Genomic DNA, 13,134 nt, shown 5'->3' with positions numbered 1-13,134 from the left:
TCCTCCTATCGTTTGCCGACACCTAGTTTGACTTCAAGTCTTCTACTTACATAGGACATCAAATAGCAGAAGATAAAAAATACGAACGCTGAAAATAAATAGATTTCCATATCTAATTGGAAATATTCTAAATTAGAAGTAATTTTTTTCCCTATGCCGACAATATCACTCAGCCCAACAACTTGGACTAAAACCGTATCTTTAAAAATACCAATATATAAGCCAACGATAGCTGGGATAACCGTTCGAAGCGCTTGTGGCAAAATGACAAACAATGTGCGAAAGGTTGCGTTTAATCCCAGTGCGTGTGCAGCTTCAAACTGCCCTCTAGGGATCGCTTGTAATCCACCACGAATGTTTTCAGCGAGATATGCACTAGCAAATAAAGTAAAGCCTACCATCGCTTTAAGCACATCATCCAGCTCAATTTTTCCTCCAAGAAAAAACGGAAGTAAGTAGGTCGCAATGAACAAGATGGTGATAAGTGGCACAGCGCGAATTAATTCAATATAGGCGATGCTAAACCAACGTACAACAGGCAAATTGCTCCTTCTTCCTAGAGCGAGCAATACACCGAGTGGAAAGGAAAATACAATCGACACAAATGAAATGAGGCAAGTCAGTAAAAATCCACCCCAAGCACGTGTGCTTACTGGTGTTAACACATTAAAGCCCGCCAAAAAGAATATAAGGACAGGGAAGAGAACGAACCATCCGATAATAATCGTTAGTTTGAATCTTTTAAACGATACATAATGTCCGATAACATAACCCGCAATGACAAGCACAATATTCATGATCAGCCATATCCTTGATGCCATCGCTACAAAAGGGAGAAGGGAGCAAACTGCCATTACAGCTAATAGTGTCCAAGCGACACTTCCCATAGGGTCTTTCCACTTTGCCCAAGAAAGTCCAAGCAACAAGGAAACATAACATAAAGGTGTCCATACTCTCCATAATTCTTCAATTGGATATCGACCAACCATCAATTGGCGAAAGTTATCCGACACAGCGGACCAATTGGCATCAACGAAAATAAATTTACTAGCCCCAATAATGATGTATATCGTGATGGCGGAAAAAATAATCGTTAAAATGGTATTGAACCAACTACTGAATAAATTATGTTTTAGCCATTGAAGTAATTGAAACTTAACTTTAGGTGAAGACCGTGGCACAGGATTGTCTGATTTGTTATTTGTGACTATATTTTTATTCAAGTTTCACACCTACCTTTCCACCAATTGAAATTTACGATTAAATATATTCATAATGAAAGAAGTCAGGAGATTAATAGACAAATAAACGGCCATTAAAATGAGAATGACTTCAATCGCATGACCTGCTTGGTTAATAATCGTATTTCCAACGCTCACAACATCTGGATAGGCAACGAAAACGGCTAAACTTGAGTTTTTGATTAAATTTAAATACTGACTGGTAACCGGTGGAATAATGATTCGGATAGCTTGTGGAAATATGACGAATCTTAAAATAGCAGATCGCTTTAGTCCCAGTGCATTTGCTGCTTCTACTTGTCCTTTTGCTACGCCGAGAATACCGGCCCTTACGATTTCCGCAATGTATGTCGAGGTATACACCGTTAATCCAAGTAAAATAGCAATAAATTCAACAGATAATGAATATCCACCTACAATTCGCACATCTTCTACTACAGGAGTTGAAATCTGAAATGGTGAGGAACCCGTAATAAATAGGAGAGCCACAGCAGTAAGGATCACAATACCCACAGAAGATAGGATGGGGTATAACCTTTTTCCTAATTCTATTTGTTTCTTCACTAACGTTTTATAACAGATGAAAGATAAAAGGATAGCGATAAGCATGGTAATCCCCCACGTGGCGGAAAAATTAGAAAACCATGGAATGCCAAAGGCACGGTTGTTAAAAATGAATGAGCCTATGTTGATACTTTCTTTAATGTGTGGAAGCTGTAAAACGACAGCCGTGTACCAAATAAAAATTTGCACAAGAAGGGGAGTGTTACGAAAAACCTCAATGTATATACTAGCTAGTTTTGCTACAAGCCAGTTAGAAGATAAGCGGGATACCCCCGCAATGACACCGATAATGGATGTCAGTACAATACCGATAAGCGCTACTTTTACAGTATTTAAAAATCCAGCAAAAATAGCACGTTTATATGTATCCGAACCACTGTAATCAATCATCGTCTCTTTCAAATCAAATCCAGCTCTGTTATCCAGGAAACCAAAGCCGAATTCAGCATTCAGTTTGTTTAATCCATTCACTGTATTATTGAAAATGATGACAGCAAAAATAACAACAAATATAACGAATATGGACTGTAATAAATAAGGAATCACTACTTTATCTCGCCAGAAAGGAGTGGTCTTTTTTTTCATATCATCACCTCGGTTTGCTTCTGAATATAAGTTGAATTAACTTGTTAAACCAACTTATTACCGCTATCTATAAGATGGAGAAATTTCAATATGATAACCTTTACGCCTGGTAACTGAGGCGTAAACTTGCTTCTCATTATTTCTTCATCTTATATAGTATGTAAGGTCTGCTCTGACAAACTAAGCAGACCTTATGTTTTTCTTTATATATTTTTTTGTGGTAAAACTACGTACTAATTAAAAGGAGGGGAGTAGAGTAATCCACCATTTGTATATAAGTCGTTGTATCCTCTTTCCAATCCCATCCCACCTTCACCAAGGTGTCTATCGAATATTTCACCGTAATTACCAACTTGTTTAATGACTTGGTATGCAAAATCTTTAGGAAGACCTAATTGTTCACCGAAATTTCCTTCTACACCTAAGAAACTCTTAATTCTTGGGCTATCACTATCTAGAAACTCATCAATGTTTTGTGAATTCATACCGAATTCTTCGGCTTGAATGGTAGCGTTCACGACCCATTTTACGATATCATACCATTGTTCATCATGACCGATGACACCCATAGCCAACGGTTCTTTTGACATCGTTTCAGGCAATATTTTGTGAGCGGAGGGATCTTGCATGACAGATTGTCTTGCGACTAACCCGGATTTATCTGTTGTCCATGCATCGACACTCTTCTGCTGATACGCAGCAACTGCTGCATCGTCCCCATCAAACGTGACGGCTTCATAACTGATACCTAGTTCATTCATGACATCCGCTAAATTTTTCTCTGTCGTTGTGCCTTGTTCCACTGCAATACGTTTGCCATCTAAATCTTCTAATGATGTAATGCCGCTGTCTGCATGTACCATCATGCCTTGGCCATCGTAGAACGTCACAGGAGCGAAATTTAACCCTAAATCAACGTCACGTGTAGTGGTTACAGTAGTGTTTCTTGATAATAAATCTACATTGCCGGTCTGTACAGCGGTAAAACGCTCAGCTGCTGTTAATTCTTGAAACTCTACTTTGGATGCGTCACCGAATACAGCGGCTGCTACTGCATGTGCAAAATCAACATCAAACCCTACAAAGTCATTATTCGATTCTAAATATCCAAATCCAGGAAGTGTGCCGTTGATGCCAGCATTAATGTGACCTCTTTCTTTTATTTGACTGAGCAAGGATGATTCTTCACTACTACTGCTGTCTGAACAACCTACAAATAAAGATCCAAATAATAATATGATTGCGGATAACATGATGATACGTTTCATTCTATTTCCCTCCTATGTAATGGGTCTTCTTATTATTACTTATGAATACAAGTATAAATGAATAATAATAAGATCATATGAACATGTTAAACCATTTACATATAATTTACAATAATCAGTTTTAATGAAATCGATTACAATTTTTAATTGAACATTCTATGTTTTCATATCATTAATGATAATCGGTATAAAAAAACACCCTTCCACATTAAATGGAAGGGTGTTGAAAAGTGTGTAAATATTAGATGTGGATGAGGTTTTAGCCGTTGTCTGTATCTGTATCTGTATCTGTTTCATCATCATCATTATTGTCGCTGGTTTCATCGCCACCAGATGGCTGTTGCGTATCAATTTCATCATCCGAAGGTACATCAGTATCTTCGTTGTTATTAGGATCTTCATTGTTATCGGATGAATCTTCATCCTGGCCATCTTCACCGTTTGGGTTAGATGGTTCGTCATTGTCAGTACCTTCAGATGGATCTTGCTCATCGTCATTGGTGTTTTCATCATCACCATTGTTCTCTTGTTGCTCACCATCGTTTGGATTACCATCATTTTGCTCGTTGCCATTCTGGTCGTCACCGTTTTGGTCTCCATCGTTTTGACCACCATCATTTGGGTCATCGCTGTTTTGATTATCTTCGTTGTTCTCGTCTTCCTCTAAGTATCCGTCACCTTCATTTTCAGGATCTTCAATGTCAGTATAAGGAAGATTATCAACGACGTTACTATTTTCAGATTCATTGCCTGCAATATCCACGGTACGAATGACATAAGACAATTTCCTTGATGGGTTTGGATAAACGAGTTTCGAAGTAGAATCACCTAGTAAAATGGAATTTAACAACGTATACTCACCATCATCTATTGCTCTATACAAGCGATATCCTGCTACATCAGGGCTAGCACTTTCAGAGAAGGAAATAAGGTAGTTTCCTTCCTTTTCCGTCAATGACACACTAGCTGGTGGGTTCGGATTATTTCCATCTTCTTCTCTTGGATCTTCTTCCATAGGTGCCGTATCTTCAGAATCTGAAGGATGGTACCTTTCTATAGGTAATGAACGAACACCGTAAGGTAAACTTTTAATTTCTTCAAGAATTTCTTGTAATGAAGCTTCTTTACCATACATGTATCCTGTGCGATTTGTAATTAAATCGCCTTCTCTAAGCATATCAGATGGTGTACCAGCTTGTGGTAAATAGTTTAGACCATCTACGTTAATAAAAGTAACTGCTTCTTTTTCACCCTTGGCATTGATTTTTGGGAAATCGCCGTCAAGAACACTAGAAGCCGTACCTTCATTCGTATAATCTACAACGTCTTCGGGACGTGGGAATGTTTTGTTTGCAAATAGCTCTGGCTTCATTTCTATCGTTAAATCCATTACATTCGCCCATACATCCATTGCTCGGTTTCGTCCTTGGCCAGCAGGGATAGGATCGTTGTCATCAAATCCAGCCCATACACCGAAAGTAATATCTGGCGTATAGCCCATATACCATGCATCTCTATCTTCCTGTGTAGAACCTGTCTTTCCAGCAATTTGTATTTCGTTATAATGATCAAAGTTTCTACGTACATGTCCACCTGTACCGCCACTGATAACAGTGGATAACATGCTTGTCATGTCTGCCGCAGTTTGAGCAGAAAATACTCTTTCTGGTACTACTTTATGCTCGTAAATAATTTCTCCATTAGCATCGGTTATTTTTTCAATCATGTACGATTCCTTGTATTGTCCATAGGCCGGAATAGCAGAGTAAGCACTGGATAACTCTTCAACAGATACCCCTCTAGCAAGACCACCAATAACCCCTGTTTGAGCGTTGTAGTCTGATTCTTCTAGCGTCGTAATACCTAGTGACTCAGCGAATTTCCATGCATTATCGATTCCGAGAACATAGTTATACAAATAGATTGCTGGGATGTTATAAGATTGGTTAACTGCGGTTCTCATCGAAATAAAACCGTGATATTTTTGATCCCAGTTTTGTGGAATATGTGCACCTTTTGAACCATCACTCAAAATAATCGGAATATCATCAATCGTTGAATTCGTACTGATAGCATTGACTTCTAATGCTGGTAAGAAAGCACCAATCGTTTTCATCGTAGATCCTGGTTGCCTTACCATCGTTGTAGCATGATTATATTCTTCAATACCGTAATCACGGCCTTCTATCATACTTATGATCGCTCCGGTGTTATTGTCAATCATCACTGCTCCAACTTGTTCCACACCATTTTTATAGTCATCAGCTTCAATACTATGTTGATCTGGTGTGAAATTTTCTGGATTTTTGGCGTAATCTTGCATCATTCGATATAAATCTTTATCAATCGTGGTATGAATTTTGTATCCGCCTGTTTGTAATTGTTGAATGGCTTCATTCACTTGTTCTTCATACTCTTTTGAAGATAAATCTCTATAGGTTAGATCAGGATTGTTTTGCATTAACAGTAATTTTGCTGCTCGTTGCTCTACTTCAATCATAAGAAATGGATATGTAGAGTAAGCACGTGGCTTAGAAGCAGCTAAACTTGCTTTAATATCAAATTGCATCGCTTCATCATACTCTGCTTGCGTAATTTTGTTTTCTTCTAACATACGTCCTAAAACAAGTTGCTGACGTTGGATAGCATATTCAAAATTTTTCTCTCTAAACTGACCATACCCATCAAAAGCAGAGTAAGTTGTTGGATTTTGAGGTAAACCAGCTAAGTACGCAGCTTGCGCTATATTAATGTTATCTAGATTTTTAATATTAAAAATACCTTCAGCTGCCGCTTTAATACCACTGACGTTATATCCAGAAGAACCGTTACCGAAAGCAATTTTATTTAAGTATCCTAAGAAAATTTGTTCTTTACTTAAGTATCTCTCTACACGCATAGCTAATAAAATTTCTTTCGCTTTTCTTGCATAACTTTCCTCAAAGCCTAGTCCGTATGTTCTTCTCACAAACTGCTGTGTGATCGTACTTCCACCAGTTGTGACTGGGTCGTTATTTACTTGCTGCATCACGGCGCGAGCTGTACTTTGAAAATTAACACCGATATGTTCAAAAAAGTTTTTGTCCTCTGTGGCTAAAAATGCATCGATAACCACATTCGGAATTTCATTCCATTCTGCTAATCTTCGGTCTTCATCTGTTCGTAATTGCCCCACTAATGAATCATCATTAAAATAAACAAATCCTGATATATCATCTTTATACAATTCGGAAGTGATGAGTTCTTTTGAGCGGACTGGATCATCTTTTACCAAGTCTGTAACGAACCCATATACAGCACCAGCTGCAAAAAATCCAACTACAAAAAGTATAGCGAATAGCCACTTTGTTGAGGTCCAAGCTATTTTACCTATTTTTCTCCCTCTGTGACTTGATGATTTTTTTCCTGGTGTCTTTTTTGATTCAGTCATTGTTATCCCCCTTTTAACCAGCTATATTATATCACAAACAGTAAATGTGAGCATAACAAAGTGAAAAACCCCTTATGCTGCCTAGAACATACTTGTATGAAAGAAACAATCGAACGGGTGCACATCTAAAATAACCATGATTTAATGTTTCTTTAATTTTTTATACGCACAGTAAAGGAGAAAGTTTTTCATACAGGTTGAATTCATATTAACTTGGAGCATGCTTGACAGTAGAAGCGAGTTTGTGCTATAAAAATAAAAAAATACGTTAACGATAAATAACTTATATATATAAGATGAAGAAATAATTTAATACAAGTTTACGCCTCAGTAGCCAGGCGTAAAGCGTGTGATGTGGAGATTTCTCCATCTTATGCATCGTGGTAATAAGTTGTATTAACAAGTTAATTCAACTTATATTGATGAAAAAGTGTGAAGTGTTTTATGTATAAAGTATGCACGTTAACATACATACAGAAAATGCAATGAAGGATAAAAGTAGGGCGAAGAAGTGTTTTTAGAGAGTCGGTGGAAGGTGTAAACCGATATCACTATTCGTAGCGAAATACAATCTGGAGCAGGGGAGGTGAACGTAGTAGCCTCCTTCCGGGTGACCGTTATCTTAATGAAGTGCGCCTATCTTAATTGCATACGAAGCAGAAGATAGGTGAACTAGGGTGGTACCGCGAGCGCATCCTCGTCCCTAATGCAGGATGTGTTTTTTTATGTGCTTTTCATTACATTTTAATGGAGGAAATCAAATGACAGTAACGTGGGAACAACTGACACAAGAGCAACAAAGCGAAGTAAACAAGCAATGGGAAATTGCAAAGAGAGGCGTAGCAGAAATCGTTCCTGAATCAGAATTGAAACAGAAAATCATGACATCCCTTGCTACAGGTACTCCGATGAAAATCAAATTAGGTCTAGATCCATCTGCGCCAGATATTCATATTGGACATACTGTCGTGCTGCATAAACTGCGCCAATTCCAAGAACTGGGACATCGCATTCAAATCGTCATCGGTGATTTCACCGGACGTATTGGTGATCCAACAGGTAAGTCAGAAACGAGAAAACAGTTAAGTGTAGAAGAGATTGAGCATAACGCGTCGACATATAAAGAACAAATTTTTAAAATATTAGATGAGGAAAAAACGGAAGTACGCTACAACGCAGAATGGTTGAGTCCATTAACGTTTGAAGATGTGGTGAAATTAGCAGCAAATGTTACGGTCGCTCGTATGTTGGAGCGTGACGATTTCACGAAACGTTTCCAATCTGAACAAGCGATTAGTGTGCACGAATTTTTCTATCCATTGATGCAAGGATATGATTCCGTAGCATTAGAAAGTGATCTCGAACTAGGTGGTACAGATCAGAAGTTTAACTTGTTGATGGGACGTACGTTGCAAAAAGATTACGGACAGAAACAACAGGCTACGATGATGATGCCTATTATCGAAGGATTAGATGGCGTGCAAAAAATGAGTAAAAGCTTGAATAACTATATCGGTGTTTCTGAAGCTCCTAATGAAATATACGGTAAATCGATGTCCATACCAGATGAGCTCATGGTGAAATATTATGAGTTAGCAACGGACATGACGAATGAAGAATTAAGTGAACTGAAAAAAGGATTGGAAGATGGAAGCATACATCCAAGAGATGCTAAAATGAAATTGGCTCGTACTTTTGTACGTATGTATCATGATGAGCAAGCAGCAGAGGAAGCAGAACATCACTTTAAAACCGTCTTTCAACAAAATGCTTTGCCAGAAGATATAGATACCATTAAACTTTCTTCCTCCTTTTTAGCAGGAGAGATTCGCATTGTAGATTTATTGATGGAGCTAAAATTGCAAGCTTCGAACAGTGAAGCGAAAAGAAGTGTTAAGCAAGGTGCCGTTCGTATGAATGGAGAGAAGATGGTGGACATGCAGCAAGTGTTAACATTAAATGATGGGGATATCGTGCAAGTTGGTAAACGGAAATTCGCAAAAATTTCTTTATAACATAGATATAAAATAAAAAGCTTGATTTGTCTATTTTAAAATAGACAAATCAAGCTTTTTTTAATTACCGAACCAGTCATTCCATACATCATTAATGATCTGATTAGGAAGTCGAACATTATTCATAACTACATCGCTATTGTCGGATTCATTACCGTACATATCAACGGTACGAATGATATATTCGTATTTTCTCTTATTGGAACTTTCATCTGAGAAATACAATTCGTCTCCCATGAGTATGCTGTCTAGTAGCTTGAACTTGTTACCGTTTGTGGCTTTGTAAAGACGATAACCAACCACGTCAGGGCTAACACTTTCAGTAAAAGATATCGTATAGGTACCATTACTTTGTTGATCCAGACTCACATTAGTTGGAGGAGCTGGTATTTCTCCATCTTCTTCTCTTGGATCCACAGCAGAAGGAGCAGTGAGTGCCATATCTGTGGGTGCTATCGAAGCAGAAGTGTAGGATTGCATCGTCTCCATGGCAACATCAAGATCCATTTCTTCTCCTTTTACATAACCTTTGCGATCCGTTACCAGTATAGCTTCTCTGACCATGTCTTCTGGTGTTTGCTCATGTGCTTTATATTTTTTGCCATCGATAATGACATACTGTACGTTTTGATATTGTGTATCTTCTTTTGTTGGTATGAATGCTTTATTGAAATAATCCGTAACAACTTTCCCATCTTTTTCAATTAAAGATGAGGGCAACAAGCCACTCACACTGGATACGGTTGCTGTGACCACATTATTTGGTTGATCAAAGTACTTTTGCTGCACTAAATCTGGTGCTAGTTGTACGGTTTCATTTAATATTTGAGCCCAAATTTTATTGGCCCTATGTTTACCAGCGGCAGATAATGTCTTATTATTGTCGTAACCTGCCCATACACCTACAGTAATATCTGGAGTGTATCCGACAAACCATGCGTCGCGATCTAGGTTCGTTGATCCTGTCTTGCCGGCAATTCCTTTTCCATTGTCAAATTCACGATAAGATGTAAATTCACTTTTAATGATCGTGCCGGTTCCTTCACTAATGACGGTACTTAGCATATCTGTCATAAGAAAAGCTGTTTCTTCACTATACACTTCTATAGGTAGACTTTCATGTTCATACACGACCTCACCGTTTGCATCTACTATTTTTTCAATCATGTAAGCATCGTTGTATATTCCTTTGTTCGGTATAGATGCGTATGCATTGGTCATCTCTTCAATCGTTACGCCATGTGTTAATCCACCAATAACACCTGTCTGTGCCTGCATATCATTATCTACTAAACTCGTAATACCCAGCTGTTTTGCAAAATTCCATGCATTTTCAATCCCTACAGTATAGTTGAACAAGGATAAAGCAGGAATGTTATAAGATTGGTTCACTGCTTCGCGAACGGTAATGAGTCCATGGTACGTGTTATCCCAATTTTGCGGAATGTGTACAGATGCGCCACTAGACATCAGGATAGGAACATCATCTACGATAGAGGCAGGCGAAATAGCCCCCATCTCTAAAGCTGGTAAAAAAGCAGCAATCGGCTTCATCGTAGATCCTGGTTGGCGTTGCATCGTTGTAGCATGATTAAACTGCCCATATTCAAAGCCACGACCTTCTATCATGGATAAAATGGCCCCAGTTTCATTGTCTATCATCATTGCTCCGATTTGTTCCATCCCTTTTTCCTCAGAATCTGAAGAAAAGTAATCGGGGTTACTGGCAATGTTTTGCATTGCATCATACAGCGGCTTATGAATGGTCGTATATATTTCATAGCCTCCCGTTTGAATCATCGTTGTCATGTCATTTAATAACATTTGATTTTCTTCTAAAGCCAAATCTTCATCACTAAGCGTAGGATGTTCGAGTTCAAGTAATTTTTGTGCTGCTCGTTGTTGTATTTCAACAAGCAAGTAAGGGTAGGAAGTACTCTCTACTTCTTGGTTATCTACTAAACTTTCTTTTATATTAAATTGAACTGCTTGTTCATATTGTTCATTGTTAATGTATTTTTCTTCTAACATTCGCTGTAGCACTAATTGCTGTCTTTGTATGGCTAAATCAAAACCACTTTGATTGAAATTTCCTTCTGAATCAAAAGCAGAGTAATCATTAGGATCTTGAGGAAGTCCAACTAAATAAGCCATTTGTGCAATAGACAGTTGGGAAAGATCTTCTATACCAAAAATCCCTTTTGACCCAGCCTTAATTCCGTAAGTATACGTCCCATTAGAATTGTGTCCGAATGCCGCCGTTTTATTTAAGTAAGCTAATAAAATTTGTTCTTTACTTGCAAAGCGTTCAATTCGCATGGAAAGTAGTATCTCTTTTAATTTCCTATCTAATGTAGGTTCACGACTTAAAAAAACGTTTCTAGCTAATTGTTGTGTAATTGTACTGCCACCCGTTTTAACTTCTTCGTTAAAAATTTGCTGGTATACAGCACGAAGTACTCCATTCATATCAATACCAATATGGTGTTTAAAATTCGTATCTTCTATGGCGAAAAGAGCATTTAACATCATAGGTGGTATTTCGTTATATTCAACTAACAATCTATTACCGTCAGACTTTAGATTGCCAACTAGTTCTCCTTCATTAAAATATACAAAACTCGTTAAATCAGTTTTAATAACTTCGGTTACAATCTCATCTCTTGAACGAACTGGCTCGTCTTTGACCACCTTGGCCACGTACCCGTAAATGACTCCTGATACCATAAAAAAAGAGAGAAGTAGTGTGAAAGCTCCCCATTTACCAATTTGTAAAAGTGTATGCTTTCTGTCTATTTGTTTTATATATTGCTTTAATCTTTGGATGCTTTTTTTGCATTTTTCTTTCACTAGATTTATTTTTTGTGACATTGTTTGTTATTTTCCTCCTTCATGATATGTGCGTCGTTAGTTGTTGGCGAAAAATAAGGATCGTATAACAATAAGATGAAGAAATACATCCTGTTCTCTTTATGAGTGCATCGCTTTGTACAGGATAAGTCCATCGTTCTTCATCTTATATATAGTCGTTGTAGGTTCTCACGATAAAATTTAACCTTTACAGCTTGGTTAATTATATTATACGTTGTTACCATTCAAAAGTTTTTATCCAAATGAAAGATAAACTAAATAAATAATAGCAGAAAAAATATAAATAAAAAAACAACCGCGCTTTATTAGCAGCGGTTGTTTGATCATGCAGAGAAAGTTAAACCACTTATCTACTGTAGAACTCGACGATTTGTTTCTCATCAATTTCTTGAGGAAGCTCAGCGCGCTCTGGTAAACGAATAAATTTACCTTCCATCGCTTTTTCATCAAATTCTAAGTATGCAGGCATGAAGTTATTGTTTTCAATAGCTTCTTTAATCACTTTTAAGCTTCTGCTTTTCTCACGTAAGCCAATAACATCTCCTGGTTTTACGCTGTAAGAAGGAATGTCTACTTTTTTACCGTTAACTGTAACGTGTCCATGAGCTACAAGCTGTCTGGAACCTGATCTAGAATTAGACCAACCTAAACGGTATGCAAGATTATCCAAACGTCTTTCAAGTAAAATCATGAAGTTTTCACCTGAAATACCTTGCATGTTAGAAGCTTTGTCAAATAAGTTACGGAATTGTTTTTCACCTAAACCGTACATGTGACGAAGTTTTTGTTTTTCTTGTAACTGCAATCCATAGTTACTGATTTTCTTTCTTTGAGTAGGACCATGTTGTCCTGGTGGGAATGCGCGTTTTAGTTCTTTTCCTGTTCCGCTTAAGGAAATTCCTAAGCGACGGCTAAGTTTGAATTTAGGGCCAGTATATCTTGCCATATGTTTTATTCTCCTTTGTTTTTAAGAAATGTAGATTAAAGCAAGTTGAAAAACTCCGTTTAATCTTATATTTAATTGTTATCACCTTGTGTATTTTACTGCATTATAACAACGTTATAACCTGATAAGATGTTCAGCCGCAGCTCACCAGTCAGTAAAATTTTTTGAGGGTGAAACACAAAGGTTCTAGATTAAGGAACAATATTTTATTGTT

At 37.5% G+C, this 13,134-nt stretch carries 7 protein-coding genes and 1 other annotated feature; of the genes, 1 reads left to right on the top strand and 6 read right to left on the bottom strand.

Annotated features, from left to right (window positions below; genetic code table 11):
- Nucleotides 1-5 precede the first annotated feature (5 nt).
- From D1Z92_RS07325 to D1Z92_RS07310, 4 genes are all read right to left on the bottom strand, one after another.
- Nucleotides 6-1,223, bottom strand: a complete 1,218-nt coding sequence (locus D1Z92_RS07325; RefSeq protein WP_240666606.1) for an amino acid ABC transporter permease — start codon at nt 1,221-1,223, stop codon at nt 6-8.
- A 9-nt stretch (nt 1,224-1,232) separates the two neighbouring features.
- Nucleotides 1,233-2,390: an amino acid ABC transporter permease gene (locus tag D1Z92_RS07320; RefSeq protein ID WP_128895013.1), complete on the bottom strand. Its 1,158-nt coding sequence runs from the start codon at nt 2,388-2,390 to the stop codon at nt 1,233-1,235.
- Nucleotides 2,391-2,623: 233 nt separating this feature from the next.
- On the bottom strand, nt 2,624-3,658 hold the full coding sequence (locus D1Z92_RS07315; protein ID WP_128895012.1) for an amino acid ABC transporter substrate-binding protein: 1,035 nt from the start codon (nt 3,656-3,658) through the stop codon (nt 2,624-2,626).
- A gap of 259 nt (nt 3,659-3,917) precedes the next feature.
- Nucleotides 3,918-7,088 (bottom strand): transglycosylase domain-containing protein, encoded by a 3,171-nt coding sequence (locus D1Z92_RS07310; protein ID WP_128895011.1) that lies wholly within the window; start codon nt 7,086-7,088, stop codon nt 3,918-3,920.
- Between the two features lie 476 nt (nt 7,089-7,564).
- Nucleotides 7,565-7,796 (top strand) — a binding site (T-box leader).
- A 53-nt stretch (nt 7,797-7,849) separates the two neighbouring features.
- Here D1Z92_RS07310 and tyrS point away from each other — a divergent pair.
- Complete coding sequence (gene tyrS / locus D1Z92_RS07305; protein ID WP_206099719.1) at nt 7,850-9,103, top strand: tyrosine--tRNA ligase; 1,254 nt, start codon at nt 7,850-7,852, stop codon at nt 9,101-9,103.
- Between the two features lie 60 nt (nt 9,104-9,163).
- Here tyrS and D1Z92_RS07300 read toward each other — a convergent pair whose 3' ends face one another.
- A complete protein-coding gene (locus D1Z92_RS07300; protein ID WP_128895009.1) occupies nt 9,164-11,974 on the bottom strand; it encodes a transglycosylase domain-containing protein in 2,811 nt (936 codons plus the stop codon).
- A gap of 346 nt (nt 11,975-12,320) precedes the next feature.
- Nucleotides 12,321-12,920 (bottom strand): 30S ribosomal protein S4, encoded by a 600-nt coding sequence (rpsD, locus tag D1Z92_RS07295; RefSeq protein ID WP_128895008.1) that lies wholly within the window; start codon nt 12,918-12,920, stop codon nt 12,321-12,323.
- Nucleotides 12,921-13,134: the final 214 nt, after the last annotated feature.

This window comes from Longirhabdus pacifica (assembly GCF_004115085.1).
GTDB classification, from domain to species: domain Bacteria; phylum Bacillota; class Bacilli; order Paenibacillales; family DSM-105158; genus Longirhabdus; species Longirhabdus pacifica.
This window is presented reverse-complemented; position numbering and strand designations above follow the sequence as displayed.

Bases quoted from the DNA above. Each gene is read 5' to 3' on its own strand.
- D1Z92_RS07320 (WP_128895013.1), bottom strand. From the start codon at position 2,390: ATGAAAAAAAAGACCACTCCTTTCTGGCGAGATAAAGTAGTGATTCCT.
- D1Z92_RS07315 (WP_128895012.1), bottom strand. From the start codon at position 3,658: ATGAAACGTATCATCATGTTATCCGCAATCATATTATTATTTGGATCT.
- D1Z92_RS07310 (WP_128895011.1), bottom strand. From the start codon at position 7,088: ATGACTGAATCAAAAAAGACACCAGGAAAAAAATCATCAAGTCACAGA.
- tyrS (WP_206099719.1), top strand. From the start codon at position 7,850: ATGACAGTAACGTGGGAACAACTGACACAAGAGCAACAAAGCGAAGTA.
- D1Z92_RS07300 (WP_128895009.1), bottom strand. From the start codon at position 11,974: ATGTCACAAAAAATAAATCTAGTGAAAGAAAAATGCAAAAAAAGCATC.
- rpsD (WP_128895008.1), bottom strand. From the start codon at position 12,920: ATGGCAAGATATACTGGCCCTAAATTCAAACTTAGCCGTCGCTTAGGA.